This is a genomic window from Desulfocurvus sp. DL1XJH-121, from assembly GCF_054819825.1.
In genome coordinates, this window is record NZ_JBTVWW010000024.1 from 1 (window position 1) to 24782 (window position 24782).

Annotated in this window: 27 protein-coding genes; all 27 read right to left on the reverse strand. The window is 67.4% G+C overall.

The features are described 5' to 3' along the window. Positions 1-264 precede the first annotated feature (264 nt). The 27 genes from sctU to ACYYG1_RS14550 all read right to left on the reverse strand — a co-directional run bounded on the left by sctU (position 265) and on the right by ACYYG1_RS14550 (position 24780). The gene (gene sctU / locus ACYYG1_RS14420) at positions 265-1317 is read right to left on the reverse strand and encodes a type III secretion system export apparatus subunit SctU (RefSeq protein WP_461211032.1); all 1053 of its coding nucleotides are present in this window, start codon (positions 1315-1317) and stop codon (positions 265-267) included. Positions 1318-1329: 12 nt separating this feature from the next. Beyond that, on the reverse strand, positions 1330-2181 hold the full coding sequence (gene sctT / locus ACYYG1_RS14425) for a type III secretion system export apparatus subunit SctT (RefSeq protein WP_461211033.1): 852 nt from the start codon (positions 2179-2181) through the stop codon (positions 1330-1332). A gap of 9 nt (positions 2182-2190) precedes the next feature. After that, the gene (gene sctS / locus ACYYG1_RS14430) at positions 2191-2457 is read right to left on the reverse strand and encodes a type III secretion system export apparatus subunit SctS (RefSeq protein ID WP_461211034.1); all 267 of its coding nucleotides are present in this window, start codon (positions 2455-2457) and stop codon (positions 2191-2193) included. 9 nt (positions 2458-2466) lie between these two features. After that, entirely contained in the window at positions 2467-4560 is a 2094-nt protein-coding gene (gene sctV / locus ACYYG1_RS14435; RefSeq protein ID WP_461211035.1) for a type III secretion system export apparatus subunit SctV, read from the reverse strand. Continuing rightward, positions 4557-4898, reverse strand: coding sequence for a type III secretion apparatus assembly chaperone SctY (sctY, locus tag ACYYG1_RS14440; protein ID WP_461211036.1), 342 nt, complete (start codon positions 4896-4898; stop codon positions 4557-4559). Before sctY ends, sctV begins: the two co-directional genes overlap by 4 nt. Then, entirely contained in the window at positions 4895-5260 is a 366-nt protein-coding gene (gene sctX, locus ACYYG1_RS14445; protein WP_461211037.1) for a type III secretion apparatus assembly protein SctX, read from the reverse strand. The genes sctY and sctX overlap by 4 nt, the downstream gene beginning before the upstream one ends. A gap of 9 nt (positions 5261-5269) precedes the next feature. Continuing rightward, positions 5270-5635, reverse strand: a complete 366-nt coding sequence (locus ACYYG1_RS14450; RefSeq protein WP_461211038.1) for a CesT family type III secretion system chaperone — start codon at positions 5633-5635, stop codon at positions 5270-5272. Between the two features lie 18 nt (positions 5636-5653). Continuing rightward, positions 5654-6715: a type III secretion system gatekeeper subunit SctW gene (gene sctW, locus ACYYG1_RS14455; protein WP_461211039.1), complete on the reverse strand. Its 1062-nt coding sequence runs from the start codon at positions 6713-6715 to the stop codon at positions 5654-5656. Positions 6716-6762: 47 nt separating this feature from the next. After that, the gene (locus tag ACYYG1_RS14460) at positions 6763-9240 is read right to left on the reverse strand and encodes a hypothetical protein (RefSeq protein WP_461211040.1); all 2478 of its coding nucleotides are present in this window, start codon (positions 9238-9240) and stop codon (positions 6763-6765) included. A 30-nt stretch (positions 9241-9270) separates the two neighbouring features. After that, entirely contained in the window at positions 9271-9732 is a 462-nt protein-coding gene (locus ACYYG1_RS14465) for a type III secretion system chaperone (RefSeq protein ID WP_461211041.1), read from the reverse strand. An 8-nt stretch (positions 9733-9740) separates the two neighbouring features. Then, on the reverse strand, positions 9741-10391 hold the full coding sequence (sctR, locus tag ACYYG1_RS14470; protein ID WP_461211042.1) for a type III secretion system export apparatus subunit SctR: 651 nt from the start codon (positions 10389-10391) through the stop codon (positions 9741-9743). 173 nt (positions 10392-10564) lie between these two features. After that, positions 10565-11638, reverse strand: a complete 1074-nt coding sequence (gene sctQ, locus ACYYG1_RS14475) for a type III secretion system cytoplasmic ring protein SctQ (protein WP_461211043.1) — start codon at positions 11636-11638, stop codon at positions 10565-10567. 9 nt (positions 11639-11647) lie between these two features. Then, positions 11648-12163: a type III secretion HpaP family protein gene (locus ACYYG1_RS14480; RefSeq protein WP_461211044.1), complete on the reverse strand. Its 516-nt coding sequence runs from the start codon at positions 12161-12163 to the stop codon at positions 11648-11650. Positions 12164-12208: 45 nt separating this feature from the next. Then, positions 12209-12691 carry a type III secretion system stalk subunit SctO gene (gene sctO, locus ACYYG1_RS14485; protein WP_461211045.1) on the reverse strand — a complete coding sequence of 161 codons (483 nt, stop codon included), beginning with the start codon at positions 12689-12691 and terminating at the stop codon, positions 12209-12211. Then, a complete protein-coding gene (gene sctN, locus ACYYG1_RS14490) occupies positions 12688-14010 on the reverse strand; it encodes a type III secretion system ATPase SctN (RefSeq protein WP_461211046.1) in 1323 nt (440 codons plus the stop codon). The genes sctO and sctN overlap by 4 nt, the downstream gene beginning before the upstream one ends. A 6-nt stretch (positions 14011-14016) precedes the next feature. Further along, on the reverse strand, positions 14017-14634 hold the full coding sequence (locus tag ACYYG1_RS14495) for an HrpE/YscL family type III secretion apparatus protein (protein ID WP_461211047.1): 618 nt from the start codon (positions 14632-14634) through the stop codon (positions 14017-14019). Next, positions 14613-15317 carry a hypothetical protein gene (locus ACYYG1_RS14500; protein WP_461211048.1) on the reverse strand — a complete coding sequence of 235 codons (705 nt, stop codon included), beginning with the start codon at positions 15315-15317 and terminating at the stop codon, positions 14613-14615. Before ACYYG1_RS14500 ends, ACYYG1_RS14495 begins: the two co-directional genes overlap by 22 nt. Then, positions 15310-16107 (reverse strand): type III secretion system inner membrane ring lipoprotein SctJ, encoded by a 798-nt coding sequence (gene sctJ, locus ACYYG1_RS14505; protein WP_461211049.1) that lies wholly within the window; start codon positions 16105-16107, stop codon positions 15310-15312. The genes ACYYG1_RS14500 and sctJ overlap by 8 nt, the downstream gene beginning before the upstream one ends. Before the next feature lie 66 nt (positions 16108-16173). Then, positions 16174-16635, reverse strand: coding sequence for a hypothetical protein (locus ACYYG1_RS14510; RefSeq protein WP_461211050.1), 462 nt, complete (start codon positions 16633-16635; stop codon positions 16174-16176). Between the two features lie 17 nt (positions 16636-16652). Then, on the reverse strand, positions 16653-17021 hold the full coding sequence (locus ACYYG1_RS14515; RefSeq protein WP_461211051.1) for a tetratricopeptide repeat protein: 369 nt from the start codon (positions 17019-17021) through the stop codon (positions 16653-16655). Between the two features lie 78 nt (positions 17022-17099). Beyond that, the gene (locus ACYYG1_RS14520) at positions 17100-17348 is read right to left on the reverse strand and encodes an EscF/YscF/HrpA family type III secretion system needle major subunit (RefSeq protein ID WP_461211052.1); all 249 of its coding nucleotides are present in this window, start codon (positions 17346-17348) and stop codon (positions 17100-17102) included. A gap of 59 nt (positions 17349-17407) precedes the next feature. Next, positions 17408-17635: a hypothetical protein gene (locus tag ACYYG1_RS14525; RefSeq protein WP_461211053.1), complete on the reverse strand. Its 228-nt coding sequence runs from the start codon at positions 17633-17635 to the stop codon at positions 17408-17410. A 3-nt stretch (positions 17636-17638) separates the two neighbouring features. Continuing rightward, a complete protein-coding gene (gene sctD, locus ACYYG1_RS14530) occupies positions 17639-19807 on the reverse strand; it encodes a type III secretion system inner membrane ring subunit SctD (RefSeq protein WP_461211054.1) in 2169 nt (722 codons plus the stop codon). After that, positions 19807-21762 (reverse strand): type III secretion system outer membrane ring subunit SctC, encoded by a 1956-nt coding sequence (sctC, locus tag ACYYG1_RS14535; protein WP_461211055.1) that lies wholly within the window; start codon positions 21760-21762, stop codon positions 19807-19809. Before sctC ends, sctD begins: the two co-directional genes overlap by 1 nt. Positions 21763-21810: 48 nt before the next feature. Further along, entirely contained in the window at positions 21811-22200 is a 390-nt protein-coding gene (locus tag ACYYG1_RS14540; protein ID WP_461211056.1) for a type III secretion system chaperone, read from the reverse strand. A 9-nt stretch (positions 22201-22209) separates the two neighbouring features. Next, positions 22210-23511, reverse strand: coding sequence for a hypothetical protein (locus ACYYG1_RS14545; RefSeq protein WP_461211057.1), 1302 nt, complete (start codon positions 23509-23511; stop codon positions 22210-22212). A 69-nt stretch (positions 23512-23580) separates the two neighbouring features. Beyond that, positions 23581-24780 carry a hypothetical protein gene (locus ACYYG1_RS14550; RefSeq protein WP_461211058.1) on the reverse strand — a complete coding sequence of 400 codons (1200 nt, stop codon included), beginning with the start codon at positions 24778-24780 and terminating at the stop codon, positions 23581-23583. Positions 24781-24782: the final 2 nt, after the last annotated feature.

The window sequence follows — 24782 nt, forward strand, 5'->3', positions numbered from 1 at the left end:
CCCGGGCGGGTGCGGGGGGCGCAGCGGCTGTGATGGTAATCAGAAAAGCGAAGCCCCCCGTACCCGCCCGGGGCGCGTCCGCGTCACCTCCCCCATCATTCCCGACAAACCAACGCCCTACCCGCGAGGGAACGCGGAGGGAGGGCGGGAGGGAACAAATGGTTTTGCGCCACGACTCTTCCCCTCCCCCTCCCCAAAAAAACACGAACCCCCGCCTACACCAGTACGCGAGGGTTCCCACTCTAAAAACAACGCGCCCTTCCCCTAATCGTCCTCCCGCTCCTCCTTCAACGACTGCGCCCAGCGCAGCACCTCCGCCACGGGCTTGACCAGATACCCGGGAATGTACGCGCTCTCCTGCGCGTCGGCGAACAGGTTCCTGGCCAGGGGAACATTTTGCATGATGGGGATGTTCTCCTCCTTGGCGGCCTGGACCATACGCTGGGCCACGGGGCCCTCGCCCTTGGCCAGCACGATGGGCAGGGGCGTCTCCCCGTCCTCGTAGTACAGGGCGATGGCCAGGCGCGTGGGGTTGGTGATGAGCACCGAGGCCTTGCGCGTGCTGGCCGCGGCCCCGCTGCTGAGGAGCTCCTGGTGCAGCTGCTTGCGCATGCTCTTGACCTCCGCGTTGCCTTCCATCTCCTTGTACTCCCGTTTGACCTCGTCCTTGGACATCATCAACTGCTTGGTATGCTGCCAGCGCTGGAACAGGTAGTCCAGCGCCGCGATGACCACCATCACCGCCACCACGGCCACGGCGATGTCCCAAAGCAGCGAACCCACGGCCGTGTAGACCCCGTCCAGGCCCACCCTGGGGATGGACTGCAGCCGGGTCAGGGATTCCTTGACCGTGACCCAGATGGAAATGCCGATGGCCAGGACCTTGATGACGCTCTTCAGGAACTCCACCAGGCCCTTGATGGAGAAGACCTTCTTGAACCAGTTCTTGGGGCTCAGGTTGCTGAGCTTGGGGATCAGGGCCTTGGGCGTGACCAGCACGCCCACCTGGACCATGTTGAAGATCAGCCCCAGGGTCATGACCAGGACAACAATGGGCAGCACGATCTTGGCCATGTCCACCAAGACGGCCATGAGCGTGGGATAGAAGATCTCGTCGAAGGGCCGGTTCATGACCTCCACGGGGATGCGGAAGAGGTCCTCCAGCACCCCGAAGAAATAGCCCCACAGACCGAAGAGCACGGCGAACAGCGCGGCCGTGGTGCCCAGGGCCGGGATCTCCTGGCTCTTGGCTACCTGGCCGTCGTTGCGCGCGTCGCGCAGCTTTTTTGAAGTTGGCTGTTCTGTCTTTTCGCTCATGGCCCCCCTCCCCTAACCTGCGGGTCCCGCCAACGAGAGCGGCAGCTCAAAGGCCTTGTTGAGGATCATGTGCATCTTGGGGATGTCGGCCATGACCTCCAGCAGGATGTAGCACAGGGGAAAGAAGTACAGGAAGAGCAGAAAGGCCGTGATGGCGCTCTTCACGCCCATGGAGAGCACGAACACGTTGAGCTGCTGGGCGAAACGGTTGATGAGTCCCAGGCAGAAATCCGAGAGGAAGCAGACGATGACGATGGGCGCGGCCAGGAGCACCACATACAAAAACAGCTTGCCCAGCGCGCCCACGAACAGCAGGGGGAAGGCCTGCCCCGTGGGCCACGGCAGCGCCTGGCCCACGGGCCAGAGCAGGTAGCTGGACATGACCATGGACAGGAAGCCCAGGAACCCGCCCCCGCTGTAGAACAGAAAGACCATGCTCTGGAACAGCAGCGAACCCGTGGGCGAGGTCTGGTCCACGGACAGGGGGTCGCTCATCTGGGCCGAGGACCCGCCGCGCTGGTTGTCGATGAAGAACCCGGCCGATTCCACGGCCCAGAACATGATGCCCACCAGCCAGCCCAGGGCCAGGCCCACGAATATCTCCTTGGCCATCAGGCCCACGATGAGCAGCACGGTCTCGCTGCTCCCGAGCCCCACGGACAGCTGCTCGAAGGTCGGCAGCACCGGATACAGGAACAGGGCCAGGGGCAGGGCCACGGCCATGCGCAGGGGCCCGGTGACGATGCCCCCGCCCAGGAACGGGACCACGGTGAACAGGGCCGTGATGCGCGGCAGCCCCAGGGTCACGGCGGCCAGCAGGTGCTCGACGCCCATGCCGCTCAGATACTGTCCCAGCTGGTTCACGCCCCGTTCCTAGCGGATGATGGAGTTGAAGTTGGTGAAGATCTCGTTGCCGTAGGCCAACAGCTCGCCCCCGAAATACCCGGCCATGGCCAGGATGGTCAGGGCCACGGCGATGAGCTTGACCCCGAAGCTCAGGGTCTGCTCCTGGAGCTGGGTCACGGCCTGGATCAGGCTTAAGAGCAGGCCGACCACAGAGCCCACGATGATGGGCGGCAGGGAGAGCATGAGCACCAGATACAGGGCCCGGGACGTATAGGTGAGTGCTTCTTGATCCATGGAACGCTCCTAGAACCTGATGCGGCCGATGGGGTGCACGGAGACCTCGGGGGTCAGTTCCTGGTACGAGACCACGGCCAGGTCGTAGAATTCCTTTTCCACCAGCTTGCGGATGTAGCGGCGGATGTCCATGGAGGCCAGGATCACGGGCAGCTGCTTGCGCTTGCGGTAGTCGCCCACGGTCTCCTTGAGCCCGGCCAGGATCTTCCTGGCCTTGTCCGGCTCCAGGGCCAGGAAGGCTCCGGCCGACGTCTGGCGGATGGACTTGCGCACCTCCTCCTCCACGGCCGGGTCCAGGAGCACCACGGCCAGAAGGTTGGTGCCGCCGGTGTACTTGTAGCTGATCTGCCTTCGCAGCGCCGCGCGCACGTATTCCGTGAGCTGGACGATGTCCTTTTCCTTGGGCGCCCACTCCACGATGGACTCGAAGATGGCCCGCAGGTTGCGGATGGACACGTTCTCCTGCACCAGGCGCTGGAGCACCTCGCCGGTCTTCTGCACGGGCAGCAGGCGCGAGGCCTCGCGCACCAGCTCGGGGAACTGCTCCTCCATCTTGTCCATGAGGTACTTGGTCTCCTGCAGGCCCAGGAACTCCGAGGCGTTGCGCGCCAGGACCACCGAGGCGTGGTAGGTCAGGATGCGCGAATGGCTCATGGTGGAGAACCCGGCCTGCTCCAGCTTGGGCACGGCGGATTCCGGCACCCACACCGAGGGCACCTCGGGCAGGAAGTCGTCGCCCCGCTCCACCTCCACGCCCAGCATCTGCAGGGTCTTCTCGCTCTCGCGGGCGATGACCTTGCCGGGCAAGAGCTTGCCCTGAGTCATGGGAATCTCGTGCAAAAGCAGGGTGTAGGTGAACGAGGGCATGGTCTCGCTGGGCCGGATGGTGATGCCCGGGAAGGGCACGCCCAGGTCGTAGTACAGCACCCGGCGCAGGGTGATGATCTCGTCGTTCAGCGCGTCGAAGCGCAGGGACGAACCCAGGTCCGCGGCCACGTCCAGGAGCAGGGGCACCGTGGGCGCGAACTCGTCGCGCACCTGGCGCTGCTTGCGCTTCTTGGGCGACACCGTGGGGGCCAGGGTCTTCTGCAGCTCCTGGCCCTGGTCGATGGCCACGGGCGCGCGGTTGATGCGGCCGATGACGAAGCCGATGCCGCTGATGCACAGGGCCAGGACCATCATCTGCGGCTTGGGGAACCCGGGGATCAAGGCCGCCAGGAACAGCAGGCCGCCCGCGATGAGCAGGGCCTTGGGCTGATCGAAGATCTGTTCGCCCACCTGGCCGCCCAGGTGCTCCACGTCGTCGTCGGAGGTGCGGGTGATGAGGATGCCCGCGCCGATGGAGATGAGCAGCGAGGGGATCTGGGACACCAGGCCGTCGCCGATGGTCAGGATGCCGTAGGTCTTGAGCGCCTCGCCCGCGCTCATGTCCATCTGGGTGATGCCGATGACGATGCCGCCCACAATGTTGATCACCGTGATGATCATGCCCGCGATGCTGTCGCCCTTGACGAACTTCATGGCGCCGTCCATGGCCCCGTAGAGCTGGCTCTCGGAGGTCACGCGGTCGCGGCGGCGCTGGGCCTCGGACTGGTCGATGGCCCCGGCGCGCAGGTCTGCGTCGATGCTCATCTGCTTGCCGGGCATGGCGTCCAGGGTGAAGCGCGCGCCCACCTCGGCCACGCGCTCGGAGCCCTTGGCGATGACCAGGAACTGCACGATGGTGATGATCAAAAAGATCACCGCTCCCACCACGAAATTGCCCGCCACCACGAAGTTGCCGAAGGTGTCGATGATCTGCCCGGCGTCGGCCTGCAGGAGGATCAGGCGGGTGGTGGTGATGTTCAGGGACAGGCGGAACAGGGTGGTGAACAAGAGCACCGTGGGGAACACGGAAAAGTCCAGGGCCGTGCCCACGTACATGGACATCATGAGCACGATGAAGGAGATGCCCATGTTCAGCCCCAGCAGCGTATCCACCAGGGGCGTGGGCATGGGGATGATCATCAGCCCGATGATGGCCACCAGGAATGCGGCCATGGTCAGGTCGTTGTGGCTGGTCAGGAAATCGACCGCGCGTTGCGCAGTACGGGCAAAGCTCATTTCTGCGCTCCCACCAGGTAGAGGTATTCGTCGATGGTGTTCCGGCTCTCGGCCTCGCGGCCCTCCTGCCACAGGGCCTTGGCCTTCATGAGCAGAAGCGGCGCGTCCCGGCTCTCCAGCACGGCGCCGTTGGTGTAGGGCTCGATCAGCCTGAGGGCCTTGGCGTAGTCCTCGTCGAGGATGGCGATGGCCGCCAGGTACTTGCTGGTGCGCTGCTCTTCCGGGCAGGTCCGGGCCACGGCGCTAAGGATGGCCCCGGCCCGCCGCCTGTCGCCGATGCGGGTGTAGAGATAGCTCAGCATGAACAGCGCGTCGCGCTGGGATACGGTCAGCATCATCCCCCCAGCACCAGCGAGCAGTACATGCGCAGCAGGTCGTTGTTGTCGGTGAAGTCCTTGAGCATCTCGCCGAGCACGGGATCGCCCGTGGCGTCGAAGAGCCCCTGGAGCCCGTCCTGCACGGCCTGGCCGAACTGTTCGGGGCTGGCCGTGTCCGGATCCTCGGGGGTGACGCGTAGGTAGTCGTCCAGCATGCTGTCCAGGTTGTCGCCGTCGTAGACGCTCAAATCGTCCCTGGAACGGGAGGTGGTCAGGGCCGGGGAGACCCTGCCCTGCTTTTTCAGCGACAGCTTGTCCTGGCGCGGCGTGGCCACGCCGCTGATGCCGATGCTGGGGGTGAAGAGATTGATCTTTCCAGACATGGCGGTCCGTTATGCTCCCATCTTGTCCAATGTTTCAAAAAGATACGGCACGGCCTGGGTCAGGTGTCCCGCGCCCAGGTGGTGCTTTTCCAGCCTGGTCATGGCCACCAGCACGTTCTCCCGGAGCAGGCCCACGCGCAGGCCGAAGCGGGGCTCCGAATCCGGGTGGCAGAGGGACAGGCCCTGGGCCAGGACGCTGGGCACGTGGCCCTCGGTCCTGCGGGCCAGGCTGACCAGGAGCGCGTCGTCGCGCCGCTCCAGGAACAGCGCGCCGCTCTCGCCCACGTTCAGGGTGCACAGGCCGTTGGTGTCCAGTTCCAGCCCGGCCAGGCCCAGTTGCCTGCCCAGCTCGTCAACAGCCGTACGAATATGCATCACCCCTTCCTCCGAGGCCTAGTCGTCTTCATACAGTTCGCTCTCCTGCTGGATGGCGTCGTCCAGGGCCATCTGCACGGCGTCGATGATGCCCAGCCGCCCGCCCGAGTCGGGGAACAGGGTCTCCGGGAGGCCCCGGGCCATGACGCTCAGGTCCTGGCAGAACAGGATGCGGTGCTCCAGACCCGCGACGCCCAGCTTGTCCGCGAGGTTCTCGATGTCGAAGCCCCCCACGAACTGCGTGTCCCGGAGCTTGAGCAGCTCCTGGGTCAGCTGCGTGGCCGAAAGCCTGGGCTCGATGCCGTGGGCGCTCTTCAGCCGCGCCAGCAGACCCTTGGAGCTGTTGTTCAGCCCGCGCAGCAGGCGCACGGACTCCAGGTCCCCGGCCACGCTCTCCAGAAAAGCCTTGTCCGTCTGCGAGGTGGTGGCGGCCATGGAATCGCCCAGGGTGCGCGTGAGGAAGTCCAGGGCCTCGTCGAAACGCTTGTCCCCGAAGTCCGTCATCACGCGCTCGAAGACCTCCATGGGCGAGGAGGCGTCCAGCACGGCTCCGGCGTAGAGGTTCTTGAGGTCGTCGGGAGAGCCCAGCTCCCCGTATTCCAGGGCCTTGGCCCCGGCCACCAGGCGAGCCGAGACGTCCATGCCCCGCTCGTCCTCCAGCTGGGCCATGGCCTCGTGGAACAGCTCCTCCGGGCCCAGCTCCTCGCCGGCGTGGTACAGGGCCGCGTAGATGTCCGCGGAATCGGAGAAATGCTCCTTGGCCCTCTCCAGGGCCTTGCGCGCGTCCAGGTCCGGCGTGTTGCGCAGGGCGGCGATGAAGGCTTCCAGCGCCTTGTTTTTGCCCTGCTTGTCCATGAGTTCCATGAACTTGCGGATCTGGTCCACGCGGTCCGTGTTCGGGGACAGGGGGCGCATCTTGCGCTCCTCCAGGCGCGTCTCGTCGCGCTCGGACTTGGCGAAGGTGGCCTCCTCGGCCGCGTCGGCGACGAGGGACATGGGATCGGCCCTGGCCACGGTCTGCCCCATGAGCGCGCCCTTGGGCACGTTCTGTTGCAGGGCCGTGGGGGCCTGTTGCATCATATTTTGTATCTGGCTGATATCCATATCTTTATTCCTCTACGCCCCGGTCATTTCCTGATATCCTGGCGCAACCGCTCGAACAGGGCCTGGTACTGGTCCACCGTGAGCCTGGACAGGGGCTTCAGGCGATTCGCCTCGTTCTTGAAGGCGTATCCCACGCGGTCGGAGCCGTGGCCCTCCCTGATGTCCAGGCCCCTGTAGGCCTTGGGCGTAGCCCCTTCGGGCCTGGGCAGGGTGACCCACTTCATGCCCTGCACGCCGCTCTTGAAGCGCTGGTCGCGGTTCACCAGGAGTTTCAGGGAGCCGCCGAAATCCAGGCGCGCGTCGTGCACCGTGAGCTTGGAGTCCACCCCCGCGCCCTGCAGGGCGCCCTCGATGCCCGTGAGGGTCCCGTCGGACCGGCCCATGTTGACGGTCCGACGCCACTCGCCCGCAAAGGCCTGCAATGAACTTTCAAGGGAAAAGGGATACTGGCCCTTGCCCTCGCCGAACTTGCCCCGCTCCACACAGTGCTCCAGCTGCTCGAACAGCACCCACCAGGCCCCCTCGCGCCTGGAGGCCACCACGCCCTGGAAGGCCGTGAGCAGGTTGCCGATGCTGGGGCCGAAATCCTTGCTCCTCGCACTGCGGGCCTGGGCGAACTCCCGGGCCACGTCCAGGGCCAGAAGGGGCGCGTCCCCCCTGATGAACCTGGGCATGTAGTCCCGCTCCCCCAGGGTCATTTCGTAGAGGCTCTTGGCCGTGTCCAGAATGGCCGTGAGGTTGGCGATCTCGCTCTCCGAGCCCCCGCGCAGCCCGGCCTCCACGAGGGCCGTGCTCACGCTCAGGGCCAGACCGGTGAAATGGTCGTTCAGGGTCCGGCGGGCCTCGGCCGTCGCCGCGGAGTCGCCCTTCTGCTGCACGCGCAGGAACTGGTACACGGCCTGGTTGAAGCGCTCGCTGAGCAGCCCGCGCGCCGAGGTCAGGGTCCTGGCGTTGCGCACGGCCGAGGTGTGCAGGTAGAGGTCCATGCTCCTGGTCAGGCTCTCGCGCATGAAATCGGCGTCGCGCCCGAAGTCCTTGGCCCAGGCGGGCAGGTCCGACTTGGCCTCCCGGGCCTCGGCCAGGATGCTCCGCACGTCGCCGAGCCTGCCGCCCACGTCCATGAACGAGGGCAGCCTGGACGAAAGCTTTTCCAGCAGGCCGTCCAGCAGCTCCAGGTTGGCGTCCAGGTCCTCCCTGGACATGGCATCCGGCTTGAAGCCCTCCTCGGCCATGGCTTCCACCAGCTCCACCACCCGGCCCAGGGACTCCAGGTCCTCGACGCCGAGGCGGTCCTTCCGCTCGGCGAAGTTCAGGGCGGACTGCAGTTCGAAAAGCGCGTGGCGGACCACGCTCCGGCGCTCCAGGACCTCGGCCGCGCGGGCCAGGGCCTCGTAGCGGGCCGTGAGGTTGCCGATGACCCGCTTGCCCAGGGCCATGACCGAGGCGAAGCGGTCCTGGGTGGCGTTGTCCCCGGTGAGCACGGGCGCGTTCGTGGCCAGGGCGCTGACGCGCTGGTGCATGGTCCGGGTGACGTGCCCGATGGCCTTGCCCAGGGACTCGCGCACCTCGCCGAGGATGGCGTCCAGCTTCTCGCGCTGGGCCTCGGGACGCAAGCCGTGGCCCAGGGCTTCGAGCTTGCCCAGGCCTTTGACCACACTGTCCAGGACCTCGTCCTGGAGCAGGCCCAGTTCCTCGCAGTCCTCGCGGATGGCCTGGTCCAGAGCCTCGATCTTCTCGCGGCCGGGGCCGAGCAGGGCCTCGGGCGACCGGCCCTTGGCCAGCGCGCCCAGGGCTGAGCCCAGGCGTGTGAACAGCGACGCCTGACGGTCCTCGCCCTTGCCGGAGACCACGTCGGGCGGGGCCACGGCCTTGTCCGGGGACAGGCCTTCCAGGCCCACGGTCTCCTTGGCCCCCTCGCGCATCATGCCCTTGGCCAGCGTTTGCAGCAGGGCGTAGTCCTCGCCCGCGTCGGGCATGTCGTCGTACCGGAAGGGCTGCCCGAACTGGTCCACCTTGCGGGCCAGGGCCATGACATCGTCGTCGCCGTAGCCCTCGTCCTTGATCAGGGCGCGCAGGGACTCTCCCATGAGGTCCTTGTTCTCCACGCCCCGGGACAGGGCCGGGCCGCCCTCGGTGCGCAGCTTGCCGAAATAGAAACGGAACCTGTCCAGTTCCCCGTTCTGGAGCGCCTTCATGGACTTGGAAAGGTACTGGGCGTGGTCCGCCCTGGCCCGGGCCACCTTGGCCGAGCCCTTGGAGAACCAGCCGGCCACCGTGCGCAGCACCCGGTGCCCGAAATGGGTCGCCTTTTCGCGCAGGGAGATCCCCGGCCGGTACCCCGAGCTGCGTAGGGGCGAGCCCGCGTCCTCGCCGCGTACGCTGCGGCCGCCGAACAGCTCCCTGGCCCTGGGGTCGAGTTCCGCCCCCCGGGCCTGCCGCGCGCCGGAAACGGCCCCGGCAAGGGGCTGCGGATTGACCGATCCTATCCCGTCCATACCCATGTCGCCTTCTCCCCGGAATGGTGCCCGGGCCTAGGCCCTGATGAAGCCCGGCCCGGCCTCGACGCGCTCCCGCGCGCCGCCCGCCGCCTCGCCCCGGACTTCGCCCCGGACTTCGTCCTGCCGCCGCTGCCAGTTCTCGGCGGCCTCCACGAAACGCTCCACAATGCCCGCGAAGAGTTCCGCGTCCATGCCGCCCACGTGCAGGACCCGGTTCAGGACCACCTCGCCGCGCCCCTCGTCCAGGGCGAAGGCCCCGCCCCCGGCCTCGAAGCCGAAGAGGTTGGCCCGGAGCATCCGCGCGTACAGGGCCTCTCTGTCCCCGGGGGGCAGGGGAAACGAGGTGTACAGATACACCGTGTCGTCCATCTCGTCGGCCTCGATGGTCACGGCCACGTTCTCGTCGAACACCAGACGGCAGGCCCCCTCCCCGTTCAGGGAGAGGTCCGCGCCCGAACGCGCCGAGAGGGTGTCCAGAATGGCGTCGATGTGCATGCGTCCCCCTACATGTAGCTCAAAAGCAGCCCCTGGCAGATCTTCAGCCAGCCGTCCAAGGTCACGAACAGCAGAAGCTTGAAGGGCAGGGAAATGGTCATGGGCGAGACCATCATCATGCCCATGGCCAGCAAAATGTTGGAAATGATCAGGTCGATGGCCACGAAGGGCAGGTACAGCAAGAACCCTATCTGGAAGGCCTTGGTCAGCTCCGAGATGGTGAAGGACGGGATGAGGATCAGGAAATTGTCCTCCCTGATCTCCCCCTGCCGGTCCTCGGGCCAGACCTGGCGCGCCGTGCGCACGAACAGGGTGCGGATGCGCTTCTCCGTGTTGCGGAACAGGAAGGACTGCACCGGCCCCGAGGAGTTGGCCACCACCTCCATGAGCTGCGAGGGCGTCGCGTTGGACGGCACGGTCTGCTCGGCCAGGAGGTCCTTGGTCTGTAACGCCGTGGGCGCCATGATGAACACGCTGAGCACGATGGCCAGCCCGTTGAGCACCGCGGCCGGGGGAATCTGCTGTACGCCCAGGGCGTTACGCACCAGCGAAACCACCACCACGATCTTCACGTAGGAGGTGATCATCATGATGGCGAAGGGCGCGATGCCGATGACCACCATGACGAATATCAGCGTAATGGGATTGAAATTGTCCATGCTCCGCCCTAGCAGATTGTTAAAAGCTTATTTCCCGCAGGCCGTCCAAAAGTAGTGAGATGCAAGGCGCGATGGAAATGCAGGCCCGACGCGTACTCCCCGCGCTTTCGCTACGCGAGGGGTTGCATTTCACGAAGCAACGCGGCAGATCGCTGCTTTTCAACGGTCTGCCACTACTCGCGCCCTTCCAGGGCCGTGACCTGCACGCCCAGGGTCTCGCCCACGTTGACGATGCGTCCGGTGCCCAGCTTGCGCCCGTTGCCCAGGATGGTCACGGGCACATGGGGCCCCAGGGACTGGGGCAGGGGCAGGGTCCGGCCCTCACCCAGGGTCTCCAGGTCCTCCACGTTCAGGCGCAGGCGGCCGATCTCGAAGACCACGTCCACCTCGATGCCGCCCAGCCCGCCCTTGATTCCCTGCAGGGGGCTGGCCTCCTTGGCCTGCGCCGCGTCCGGGGCCTGCGCGGCCGCCGTCGCCTCGTTCTTCGCTTCGCTCATGCTCGACTCGCTCTCCTTGACGATGGACCACATTCCGCTGCCGGTGTCCGGCCACGGGACCCGCACCCGCAACGGCGGGGCGGAAAGATACACGAACCCGGCCGAGGGGTGCCAGGCCTCGGGCAGCAGCACGTCGCCGGGTTCCAGCCTGCGCAGCTTGGACAGGGCCAGGGACATCCCGCCCGCCTCCAAGCAGAACTCAAGGGGCACGACGCCCAGGCCGTGGCTGAGGCGCGGACGCTTGGCCAGGACCCGTTCCAGGGCCTCCAGGGTCCTGGCGTCCAGGGGCACGTGGGCCCAGCCCCGGATGGCCCCGCCCTCCGGGGAAGCGAGGCTGAACTCCAGGCAGCCGCACGGCGTGCCCGGGCTCTCGTCCGGGGACGTGAACTGCGCGCTCTCGCCCGTGAGGGCCTCCAGGGCCCGCAGCACGTTCTCCAGCCGGGCCTCGGCGATGCCCCAGAGCACGGCCTCGGGCAGGGACCCCCGGTCGATGTCGTCGGGGATGTCCAGGGCCTCGTAGAGGTCCTGGGTGGCGGCCAGGCAGATGCGCCAGAGGGTCGCGCCCACGCGCACGCCCAGCACGGCGGGCAGGCCGCAGTCCGCCGCGCCCGGCCGGGGCTCCACTCGCCAAGAGCGCCCGCCCACGGCCAGGCCGAAGCCCGCGTCGCGCCCGGCCAGGGCGTTGTGCAGGCGCAATTCCCCGGGACTCAGCACCGGGGGGGTATAGGCAACGGGTTCCACTGCTTCCACTTCTTCCCCCTATTCCTCGGATCCCATGAACACGATGTCCAGGCGGACCTGCCCGTCGCAGCAGCTCTCCAACCGCCGGGCCAGGGAGTCCTTGGCCCCGGAGAGGATCGCATACGAACCCCGGTCCCCGGTCTGCACGCGGACCTCCAGGCCCGAGGCGACGCGGCGCAGATGCACCTCCGTGTCCACGAGAACAGAATTCTTCAAATAAATTCGCACTTCCTCGTCGTCGGAATAGTCCCTGTCCGTGACCAGGACCCGCTCGGCCACCTCGGCCGCCACGTCCTCGTCCGTGGGCTCCCGGTCCCGGGAATCCCTGTCCGGCGCGTCGCGGTCCGCGGCCCGCACGGCGTCCCCGGCGGCCGCGCCCTGGCTGGAGAACAGGCTGGACAGGCTCGGGGCCGTGGGCGTCTCGGACATGGCCGCGCGCATGGCGTGCACGTCCGCCGGGTCCGCCGTGGCCGGGGTCCCGGGGGCCGCGTTGACCAGGGGCCCGTCGCCCACGGGTTTGATGCCGTCGCCCATGTCCTCTTCCGTGTCCTCGCCTTTCGGCCCGCGCGCCCCGGGGGGCTACACGGCCATCTGCTCCCGGTCCTGGGGGATGAAATCCTCCAGCTCCACTTCTTCCAGGCGCTCGGCCTCCTTGCGGGCCAGCTCCATCCAACGCGCCTTGTGCGTCTCGATCTTCATGGTCGCGCGCTGCGCCTCCAGGAGCAGGGCCTTGGCCGCGCGGCAATCCTCCTCGCGGTCCTCGACGTCCTTTTCCGCGCGCAGGATGCGCTCCAGGTGCCCGGCCTCCATGCCCCGGATGGAGCACAGGCCGAGCTTGAAATCCTCCACGTCCTCCAGGCTCATGTCCGTGCGCATGATGGAGGCGTAGCGGCGCTCCTCCTCCTCGGCCAGCCAGTCCAGGTAGTCCCGGTGCCGCTGGCGGGCCTTGGCCAGGGCCTTTCTGGCCTCGGCCAGGTCGCGCTCGGCCCTGGTCAGGTTGCGCAGGGCCTTGTCCTGCCTCAGGCCGCGCACGTGCAGCAGGATGTGCAGGGGATAGATCACCTGACCACGTCCTCCAGGGCCTTGACGGTCTCCTCGAAGGAACTGCGCTCATCCAGCCCCTGGCGCAGGAAGCGGTTCACCGCGTCGATGCGCGCCAGGGCGTCGTCGGCGTCCTTGTCCGAGCCCTTCTCGTACTCGCCGATCTGCACCAGGATCTCCAGCTCGCTGTACTTGGCCAGCACCTGGCGCACCCGCTGGGCCGCGTCCTTGTGCTCCTTGGAGACGATGCTGTTCATCACGCGGCTCACGCTGGCCTGCACGTCGATGGCCGGATAGTGGTTGGCGGCGGCCAGCTTGCGCGAGAGCACGATGTGCCCGTCCAGGATGGAGCGCGTCTCGTCGGCGATGGGCTCGGTCATGTCGTCGCCCTCCACCAGCACGGTGTACAGGGCGGTGATGGAGCCCTTGTCCGAGTTCCCGGCCCGCTCCATGAGCTTGGGCAGGGAGGAGAACACCGAGGGCGGGAACCCGCGCCGCGTGGGCGGCTCTCCAGCGGCCAGGCCGATCTCGCGCAGGGCGCGGCCGAAGCGGGTCACGGAGTCCATGAGCATCAGCACGCGCTTGCCCTGGGAGCGGAAATATTCGGCGATGGCCGTGGCCACGTAGGCCGCCTTCAAGCGCTCCATGGACGAGCGGTCCGAGGTGGAGACCACCACCACGGCGCGCTTCATGCCCTCGGGGCCCAGGTCGTGCTCCAGGAATTCGCGCACCTCGCGGCCGCGCTCGCCGATGAGCGCCAGCACGCAGACGTCGGCGTCCGTGCCCTTGATGATGCACGACAAGAGCGTGCTCTTGCCGCCGCCCGCGGCGGCGAAGATGCCCATGCGCTGGCCCTCGCCGCAGGTCAGCATGCCGTCCAGGACCCGCAGGCCCAGGGAGATGGGCCTGTCGATGATCTTGCGGTCCATGGGGTTGGGCGGGTCGGCGTACACCGGGAAGAACCCGCGCGGCCGAAGCGGCGGCCCGCCGTCGATGGGCTCGCCCAGGCCGTTCAAGACCCGTCCCAGGAGATCGTTGCCCACGGGCACGGAATGGATCTCCCCGGTGGGGATGACCTCCGTGGCCGGGGAGATGCCCTGCAGCTCGCCCAGGGGCGTGAGCAGGGCCACCTGCTTGGCGAAGCCCACCACCTCGGCCTTGAGCTCCCAGTCCTCCCAGGGGTTGCGCAGGATGCACAGCTCGCCCACCTTGACCCCGGGCACCGTGGCCCGGATGATGGTGCCCACCACCTGCTCCACGCGGCCGCGCACCTCCACGGTGGTCACGTCGGCCATGGACTGCTCCAGAAGCGTGGTGATGTAGTCGAAGGACGAAGACATGCGGCCCTACCTCGCGATCCTGTTTTCCATGACCCGCTTCAGCGCGGCCATCTGCGTGTCCAGGCCGGCGTCCACCACGCCCATCTCGCTCTCCACCAGGCAATCGCCCATTTTCAGGCGCGGGTCCGCCACCACGTCCAACAGGCGGATGGCCGCGAAATGGCGCAGCAGTTCGGAGGTGGCGGCCTCCACGGTCTCGTGCTGCTCCGGGCAGACGCGCACCACCACCCTGCGCTCGTTGCGGGCGATGGCCAGCCCGCTCTTGACCACGCGCAGGATGAGCTCGTCCTGGTCCAGTTCGCCCAGGACCTTCTCCAGAGAATCGGACACGATGCGCACCACGGACTTCTCCAGTTTCTCGAAGAAGTCCAAAGACTTGGAAGCGACCTCGAAGACCTTGGCCGCATGCTCCATGCGGCCCTCCTCCAGGCCCTCCTCGTAGCCCCTGCTCTTCTGGGACTCGTAGATCTCGTGGGCCTCGGCCACCATCTTCTCGTGCAGCTTGCGGGCCTCTTCCAGGAGATCGTTGGCCTCCACCATGCGCGCGAAGTCCTCGGCCTTGATGACCTTGGTCCCGGGAGCGGGCTCGAAAGCCTGTTTTTTCAGTTGAAACATGGCGCCCATTGGAGAGCTACCTCCTTGGTCAGGAGCTTCTTGAGGCCGAACCAGACCAGACGCTCCAGCTTGTGGTCGCGGCCGGACCGGGCGGGAGCCGCGAACAACCCGGGGAAGCGCCGCCCGGCCTCCCGGACCAGATCTGCGGGCCAGCGCCCCGCGCAGATGCCCAGGGCCTCGGCCCCGTGCAGGCGCACGCGCTCGGCCAGGGGCCTGTCCAGGTGGCGGCCCAGGAAATGCTCGCGCGTCTCGCCCAGGTGGAAGGCCCCGCGTCCCAGGGCGTAGTCCACCAGCTCTCCGCCCAGGCCCTCCACGAGGCGCGCCCGTTCCTCACGGGCCACCACGCCCGCGATGGAGCGGGCGTTGACCGCCGCGCCGAAATGCAGGGCCAGGGACTCCAGGGTCTCGGGCTCGAGCAGCGCCAGGCGCGTGGACTCCTCCTCGAAATTCCAGAAGCCGCCGGGCTCGCGCTCCAGACGGATGCGGCTCTGGCGGCCCCGGGGGGAGGAGGCCATGATTTCCAACGCGGCCGGGGGCACGCCGTTGCCCCCGCCCTCGGGGCCGAGCCCCGCGTTGAAACGCAAAACGGCCGCGAGCAGCGCGCCGCGCTCCGAGGCCAGGTCGCGGAAGAACCCGCGCGACAGGCCCGGGGGCGCAGGACGGCCCGCAGTGGCGGAAGCCGCGTCAGGCATCGTCTTCCTCTTCGGCCTGCTCGGCGGCGGCCTTGCGCCTGGCCCACTGCTCCTTGCACCAGTAGCCGCCGAAGCCCAGGAACAGGCCCGCGCCCAGCACCGCCAGCATCCAGACGATGAAGTTCCCGGACGCGTACGGCGCGATGTCCACGCCCATGAGCCGCCTGTATTCGGGCGGCGGCGGCATGATGATGGTCTCGGCCGCCGGGTACAGGAACACCGAGGCGTTATCGTACTTCAGGTTGGGCACGGAGTTGGCCATGAGCTTACGGATGTGGGGCACGTACTGCTCCACCGAGGACCCGGGCATGAAGCGGATGAAGGTCGCAGCCGAGGCCGGGGTCAACGCCTCGGTCACGGGGTCCTGCTCCTGCAGCACCACGTGCACCCGCGCCGTGAGCACGCCGTCGATCTGGGAGCAGGTGTCGGCCAGCTCCTGGGCCAGGGCGAAGCTCATGCGGGCCGTCTCCTCGGTGGGGGACGACATCATGCCTTCCTTGGGGAACATGGAGCCCAGGTTGTCGAAGGAGTCCTTGGGCAGCCCCTGGCGGCGCAGGATCTCCAGGGAATTGACCACCTGGGCCTGGTCCACGCGCACGGTGAACAGACCCTTGCCCTCGGACTGCTTGTCCGCCAGGATGCCGCGCTTGAGCAGCGCGGACAGGACCTCGTTGGCCTCGCGTTCCTGGAGTCCCTCGTAGAGATTCTGCATGCACCCGGTGAGCAGCAAGACGATGAGCAGCAGACTGAGCAACCGCAAAATTCGCCTGATTCCGGAATGTTGGTTCACGTTCACTTCCTAGACAAAAGAGGAACGGCCCGCGGGCGTCCCTGCGGGCGTTCCCGATGAAGTGGATCAGCCGGAGTCCTTGAGCAGGGTCTTCAGGCCCTGGTCCATGGACTGTACGGCCGAGGTGTTCCGCTGCACGTCCACCGAGGCCATGCTGGCCAGGACCTGCACGCGGTACAGGTCATGGGGGGACAAGTGGCCGCCCCGGGTCAGCGTGTCCACGATGTCCGCGTAGACGCTCTCCACGGCGGAATGGGCGTCGCGGCCCTCCGCGCGTCGGGCGGCGTCCACCGGGGCGTCGGGGCGCACCCGGTCCTCGGGCAGGACCTGGCCCTCGGGGCGGACTCCGGAGACGTCGGCCGCGTCGCCCACGGCCTCGGGCCCCCGCATGGCCTCCTTGAACTCCGCCTCGGCCACGGGGTCGGCGGGGACCTGGGGCTTGGGTATGCCCCCGGCTTCCGCAGCCTTCGCCGTGTCGGCGGCCTCGGCCATCCGGGATGCCGCGCGCGTCAAAGAGGAGATGTCCATAACCCTAGCCTCGCTGGTTACATGGCCTCGTCGAGCATGGCCTGGGACAGGGCCCGGGCCTGGGGATCCGTGCCCTCGACCAGGACGAGCTCGAACTGCTTGCGGGCCTCGTCGGGCTGATGGGCGAGCTTGTAGAGCACGCCCAGGTGCGCCAGGGCGATCTCGTTGCCGGGATCGGCCGCCAGCACGTCGCCCAGGATCACGTGGGCCGCGTCGAACTCGTTGACCACATAGTGGCTCATGGCCCGGCAGATCCGGACCTCGGGGCTGTCGGGCAGGGCCAGCTCCAGCCCGTCCAGGATCTCCCTGGCCTCTCCGGGAAAGCCCTCCTGGCAGGCCGTGAAGGCGATGTCCAGCAGGCGCTTGCATTCAATGATATCAAGCATGTGTGTTGCCTCTTTATGTGGTTCGGCCGAGGCGGGGGCCCAAGCCCCGCCACCCCGGCGAAAAGGATTCCCGGATCATCAGCCGCCGGCGCGCTGGGCCAGGGTCTTGGCCGTGTCGGTCAGGCCCTTGGTCACCGAGGACGCGGCCTCCACCAGGGCGTTGTAGTTGCCCATCTGGAACTGCACCTGCAGCATCTTCATGGGGTCCAGGTCACCGGCCTTGATGGCCTTGTCGATCTTATCCTTGACCGAGTTGGCGGCCTGAGACAGCTGGGTGGTCATGTCATCGAACATCTTGTTGATCTTCACGTTGGCGGTGACAGCCATGGTCTTCCTCCGTACTGTGGTTGAAAATTTTCGTTTTTCGGTTGCGCCGCGGCCAGGGGCTAGGCGTTCTTCTGGTCCCAGACTCCGTCCACCACCCTGCGGGCGGCGTCCACGGCCTGGGCCAAGGTCTTGATTCGCGCGGCCTCGGCCGGGGAGACCCCGGCGTCCAGCTTGCGCTTGAGGGTTCCCTGCATGCCCACGAGTTCCTCCTGAAGCTTGCCCCGCCCCATGGCGGAACCGTCGTCAGTGAGCATGTCCAGGGCGAATTCCTTGATTGCTTCGGCCATGTCCTACCTCCTTTGGAAATATCTTGTGGCCAGTTTGCCGTCTTTTTCCAGGACCAGCTTTTCGGTGGTGATCTCCCGAATGATCCAGCCGCTGGGAAGCTTGCCGCCGGTGAAGAACCTCTGCCCGTCCTTCATGGAGATGAAGGGGACGGGTTCCATGGTCACGCCGACGACGTTCAACCCGCCCAGAAGGTCCTCCGGCTTCGCCTTCTTGCCCGTGGCATCAGCAAAGCCCGTGCCAGAACCGAAACGCCGGAAATCCGAGCTGTTTTCGCCCTCTCCGGCCCCGGTTTCGCCAGCGCCGCTGGCGGCGCCGGGAACATCGTTGGCGTCGGGCAGGCGGATGAGGCGGCCCTGTTCGTCGCGCGCGGGCGTGCCGTCGGCGCGCGTCATGATGCGCGGGGCCTCGCCGTCCTCGTCGGACGGAACCACCACGGGGTTGCCCTGTTCGTCGCTCACCACACGGCCCTCCGCGTCGCGGGCCACAACGGGCAGCCGCCCGTCCCCGCCCGGCGCCAGGAGCACGGGATTGCCCTGGGCGTCGCGGATGATCTCGCCGTTCTCGTCGCGGGCCACCACGGGATACAGGGGCCTGCCCTGGGCGTCGCGCAGGATCTCGCCGTCCTTGCCGCGCAGGGGCTCCACCACCAGGGACTTGCCGTCCTTGTCCAGCACCGGGTTGCCGTCCTCGTCCAGGATCACGGCCAGGGGCGGATGCTTCATCAACTCCTCGTCGCTCTGCCCGCTCTCGTTCAGCAGGGCCACCGTGCCTCCCAAGGGGTTGTCCAGCACGGGCTCGTCCCCGGACAGGGTGATGACGCCCTCGTCCACGGCCCGCTGCGGGGCCAGGGGGCTGACCTTGGAGATGTCCGAAGGGCCCGCTCCGGCCTTCAGGGCCGGGGCGTCGGACAGGGCCGTAAGGCCCTTGGTGTCCTGCGCGTCCTTGAAAAGCTGCGCCAGCCCGGCGTCGGGCGCGAAGGCCGAACGGCGGCTGGAGTTGATACTGGCGTTCCACTCCGGCGAGAAGCCCGGGGCCGTGAGGCTGTCCCAGAAGGCGATGGGCGAGCCCAGGGCGTCACAGACCTCCTTCTTGGCCTTTTCCAGCTCCTCGCGCTGATCGAAGTCCAGGTCGCCCTCCACCTCCACCACGCCGGGATGCATGCGCACCACCACCAGGTCGCCCAGCTTGTGGCGCACCAGGGCGTCGCGGAACAGCGGCCAGACCTGGGCCGCGTAGACCATGGAGGAACGGATCTCGGAAATGTGGCGGATGTCCTCGGATATCCATATCTTGGCCGCGCCCTCGATGAGCTTGTCGCGGAAATAGCCCGTGAGCACCACGGCTTGGCCGTCCAGGGCCACGGTGGGGAACAGCCCGCGCACGGCCAGGGCCACGCGCACGGCCTGGGCCCGCTCCTCGCGCACCTTGACGTCCACGAACACCGGGAAGTCCATGGTCCCGGCCAGCTGCCAGAGCTTCTGGCGGTCGGCCTGCATGGGCACCACGCCCTGCACGGTGACGCCGATGCTGGTCTGGGTCACCTGCAGGTAGCCGAAGCCCGCGTCGTCCAGGACGTCGGCCATGTCCTCGGCCAGGTGCGTGTCCGGGCCGCCGGAAAAGGTAATGGTCAACAACAGCACAACCGCCAGGGCCAGCAGCAGCTTGCCGTAGCGGCGCACGGCCGGGGGCAGGGTCCAGGGCTCCCGGGAAGCCTCGTCCGCAGCCTCTTCCGGGGCCGCCTCCCCGGGCCGCGACTCCTCCAGGAAAGCCGCCGGGCCGATGTCGCCCCAGGACAGGCCCTCCAACTGCCAGGCCATGCAGGTGGTGCCCAGCATCACGGGGGTGGCCGCGGGCCAGTCGATCTCGCCCTGGAAGGGATACAGCCCATCCTCGCCCTCCTCGGCCGCCGGGGCGTCCTCCCCTTCCCCGCCGTCCAGGGGCCGGATCAGGGCTGCCTGGGCGTCCATGGTGCGCAGCTTGAGCGCCGCCGGATCGCCAAGCTCCCCGGGCACGGCCAGGAGCACGTGCTGCGCGGCCACGGTGCTGTCGTGCAGGATCACGTCGCAGCTCTCGCCGCGGCCCACGACCACGTCCCCGGCCTTGAGGGGGATCTCCGCGCCCATGTGCGGCCCGGAGAAGAACTTGAGGATGATCTGCGCGGAGTCGGGCATTACCGCTCCCCCCTGCCGTCGGCCGAGGACTCGGAGGTCCCGGAGGCCCGCGTGCAGCCGCCGCCCGTGACCCTGGGGATCTCGGTGTAGGTCTCGGGCACCGTGTAGGCCGTGTCCGTGGGCTTGGCGGAGAACCCGAGCTGGTCGATGTTCTCGGGCACGTTGGAGGGGCCGTCCAGGGTCAACAGCCTGGGCGAGAGCAGGATCAGCCGCTCCATGCGCGAAATGGTCTTGGTCTTGGTCTTGAACAGGTGGCCCAGGACCGGGACGTCCATCAGCACCGGGACGCCGCTCTCGTTGTCGCTGACCTGCTCGTAGAAGTAGCCGCCGATGAGCAGGCTCTGGCCCGCGCCCACGATGCCCTGGGTGTCGATGACGGTCTTGGTGGTGGTGGCCGGGATGTCGCTGTCCGTGTCGCCCGTGGAGGGCTCCTTGCCGTCCTCGATGGTCACGGCCAGCTTTATCTGCGAGGGCTTGTCGTCGTAGTAGATGATGTGCGGGGTGACCTGCAGGATCGTGCCCGAGCTGACCTCCTGGAGGTCCACGACCTTCTCGCCCACGATGCGCACGTAGAAGGTGGTGGTGGACTCCAGGCGCGCGCTGGTGTTGTCGATGGTCAGCACCGAGGGTTCGCCCAGCACCCGGCCCTTGCCCTTGGACTCCAGGGCCTCCATCTGGGCCATGAAATAGTCCGCGCCGTAGCTGTAGACCGTGGACAGGGTCAGGCCCGAGCCGGTGAGGGACGCGGGCAAACTCCCCAGGCCCGGAACGGGGGAGTCCATGTTGCCGCCCGCCCCGGTGGAGCTGCGGTCGGTGCCGCCCTTGCCGCCCCACTGCACCCCCAGGGAGCGCGTGTAGTCCACGTTCACGTCCACGATGGCTGCGTGCAGCTCGACCAGTTGCAGGGGCTTGTCCAGCTCCTCGATGGTCTTCTCGTAATACGGCATGCGGAAGGCCGAGTCGCGCACGATGACCGCGTTGCTGCGCGAGTCGGCCAAGATCTTGGGCTCCAGCATGTTCTGGGCCGCGCCCGGCAGGGCTTTGGCCTCGGTGTTCATGGGGGCTTCCACGCGGCGGTCCAGGTCCATCTGCTCCTTGGCCTTCTGGCGCAGCCGCTTGAGGGCGGAGTCGCGCTCCTGCATGTCCCCGGCCTGCAACAGGGACTGCTCCTCGGGCAGGGGCGGGATGGTTTCGCGCACGGCCGCGCCCTGGCCCGTGCCCACGGCCAGCTGGGTGTCGTCCAGGCGGGTGTCCAGGACCATCTGGGAGAGGATGGTGGCCACGCCGGGAATGGACGTCTTGGCTTCCCCTGCGCCCACGGACGTGTCCGCGGCCCAGGCGTGCTTGAGGAAGAAGACCTTGACCACCTGGTCGTTGCGAAAGGAGGCCTCGTAGGAGGAGATGGCCGTGGCGATGCCGTTGGCGTACTCCGCCGGGCCGGAAAAGGTCAGCACCTTGCCCTCATCGTCGGCCACGCAGGGCAGCTGGGGCGAAAGCAGCCCCGCGCCCATGAGGATGTCGCGCATCCTGGATGGCTGGCAGGCCGTGAGGTAGACCATGCGGCGCTGGAGGTCGCGGCGCACGTAGAAGTGCACCACGTCGTCCATGAGATACCACTCGACCCCGAAGGCCGAGTACACGGCGGCCAGGAACTCGTCGGGCTGCATGTCGTCGAAGCGGCCGCTGACCTCGCCCTTGACGTGGGGCGTGAAGGCCGCGCGCAGGCCCTGGGTCCGCGCGAAGGTTTCCAGCACGTCCACCAGGGGCTGCTGCTCCGCGTAGTGGCTGAAGCGCGTGTCGAAACGCTCGCTGATGGGCAGGGTGTACCTGTCCGGGACGCTCGCGGAAAAGTCCTGGGCCCCGGCCTGGGCGACGCCCGGACCGAAACACAGGAGCACGAGAAACACGCAGCTCAGAAAAACCGAACGCAGACGATGCTCATCGCAAATGGACAACGGACCCCCCGTTGTGGATTGAAGCCAAAATGATATTTCACATCCAGCCTAGCTGGCGTTACACAACTCCAACCAGAAGTCCAGTTCATCCAAATATCTTTGCAAAACTACGTGCATATCACTTGCGCGCATGACGCCCAGGAGATGGAACGCGTCGTAGCACAACACGCCGCGTTTCCTGTCCAGGGACAACACGCCCGTGTCCGTGCCCAGGCGGGCCACGGCGGCCAGGGCGGCCTTTTGCATCAGCCGGTCGTCCGCGCCGCCCCCAGCCAGCGATCCCAGTTCCGAGGACAGGCGCAAGGTCCGCCCGTCCTCGGAGGAGGCGTCCACATAGCGCCCGCCTTCCAGGCGGAAGCGGAACACGCCCCGGGAATCCACGGCGGGCCGGGTCCAGCCCGCCGTCCTGCATACCGTGTCGATCCACTGTTCCAGCATATCGCTATCCTAAATCCGGCTGATCTGTTGAAAGGTCTGGTATTGCTGGTTCTTCAGGCTGTTGAAGACCTCAATCATGGCCGCCATGACCTCCTCGGCCAGCTTCTGCATCTCCTGGTGGTGGCTCAGCATGGACTGGGTCACGCTCATCTCGCCGTCGGTGAGGGCGATCTGGGCGTCCATGAGCCCGGCGCCGAGCTGGCCGCCGGACGAGAAGACCCCGGCCGCGCCCTGGGTGAACTGGTTCATGGCCATGACCAGGGTTTGGATCTTGGTGGCCTTGGCCATAGCCGACTCGGAGGGCTTCTTGCCGTCCGTGCCCCCGGAGCCGGGGGTCTTGCCGTCCGTCGTCCCGGGCGCGTCGGTGTCCGGAGCGTCGTCGGGCGCGTCCGTGCCCTGGGTCGAGCCCTTGGTCTCGGTGGTCGGGCTCTTGGGCGCCTGGGTGTCCGGTGCGTCGTCGGGCGCGTCCGAAGGCTGGGTCGTGCCCTGGCTGGACGTGTCCGGAGCCGTGGTCTTGGGCGCCTGGGTGTCCGGCGCGTCGTCGGGCGCGTCCACCTGGGTGGTGGGGCCGTCGACGGTGGTGCCCGGCTGAGTGGTAGTCTTGGGCGCCACGTCGTCCAGGCCCAGATCGTCGGGCGCGTCCACCTGGGGCTGGCTCTGCGTCTGGGTCGTGGGAGTGGTGGTGCCCGTGCCCGTGCCCAAGGAATCGGGCGCGTCCGCGTCCGCTTTCGAGCTCGGGGTGCTTTTCATGGTCATGCCCAGGCTCACGGCGCCGCCCACCACGCTGATGACGGCCGAGGTCATGGAGCAGGCGAAGGATATCCAGGCCTTGGCGGTTATCTCGTCGGCCTTCTGGTGGGCCAGCTCCATAAGGGCGTCGCGTTCGTCGAAGCCGGCCAGCATCTCGTTGGCGGCCTCCTCGCCCAGGACCTCGATGATCATCAACAGGGCCATGGCCATCAGGTCCCGGGCGGACATGCCTTCGACGGAAACCGTCTCCGGGCCCAGGATGGCCATCAGATCCGCGGGGGCCAGGTTCGTGGTCTGGGCGAACTCCTCCCATTCCGAACGCAGGGCCGCCACCTCGTCGCTGGTGATGTCGGGATTGAGCTGGGTGACCACGGCCTCCAGGACCTCGGCCGGGGTGGCCGTGGGGTTGGCGGCCACGTATTGGCGGATGGCGCTGTTCAGCGAATCGCTGTCCACCCCCGGCAACATGGCCGCCAGTTGGTTCTCCACATCGGCCCATTCGTTGGAGTCGCCCACCCCCATGGCGACCATGGCATCGACATTGGATATGGTCAAAGACATGTATTTCTCCTCCTGTTCCCGGCCGCCCGCGAAGGGCGCCGGCATTGCATAGTCGGCCGGACTGCGGCCCTAGGCCATGTCCATCTGGGCGGTCTGGTTCAGCGTGTCCGTGTAATCGTTTGTGGCTTCCGTGACCGTGCCCCGGATGGCGTTGAAAATGACCTCCAGGAGCTGCGCGTTGATCTTCTGGGTGCTTTTCAGGATGGCCATGAGCTGGTCCATCAGGGCCTGGGCTTCGGTCAGGGCGGCCTGGCTGAGGCCGGCCCAGAGGTTCACTCCGGCCTGGGCCCCGCTGGCCAAGCCCACGCCGATCTGGCCGAGGGAGCTGATGATATTCAGGACCTTGGACAGTTTCTGCAGCTTGGCAAGGGTTTCGGCGCTCTTGACGGCCACGTCCACGCCGCTCTTGGCGGCGTTGGCGGACGTGGACGCGAGGCCCGCGCCAAAGGAGCAGACCGCGCCCAGGATGGCCAGGCCGACCTCCACGCCGATGCCGATGTACCCGGCCACATCCTCGGGTACGCCGCAGGCCTCCAGGCCCTTGGCCACCAGCCCGGCGATGGAATACTCCCCGTCAGAGGCCGCGCCCACCACGGCCGAAATGGCCAGGGTGATGGCGATGCCCGCGCCGGCCCAGGCCAGCACCGCCGCGGTGCCGCCCGAGGCGATGCTCGCGGCCGTTGCCGCGATCACCGCGATGAGGGCCCCGAGGCAGGCCATGGCCGCGCCCACCCAGCTCATGATCTTGCCGAAGATGCCCGAGGCCTTCTTGGACTCCAGGGCCTCGGCGACCTTTTTCTCGTACTCCTCCTTGGCGGCCTCGTAGCCCACGCGGTCGGCCTTCTGCGTGGAGACGCTGTCCGAGGCCGTGGCGTCCTCGATGACCTTCTGCAGATACTGCATGAGATACAGCAGCCAGGCCTGGGATTTGGTATCCACGCTGTCCTCGCCGTATTCATCCAGCACGGCCAGGAGCTCCGAGGGGTCCAGGTCGCTGGCCTGGTTGAACTCGTCCCATTCGCTGCGGATCTGCGCGGCCGTCTCCGTGGACAGCTCAACGGCGAATTCGGTCTGCAGCCCCGCGAGCAGTTCGTCGAAGGTGGCGTCAGGGTTGAGGAGCATGTAGGCCGTGGCCGCGGCGTGGATCTCGGTCATGGTCTTGCCGGGAAAGGCCTCGGTCAGGGCCTTCTCCAGGTCGCTCCACTCCTCCTGGCTCTCGCTGGTGGTGAACCGGGCCACAAGCTGGCTGGTGTCTACGGATAAGCTCATAT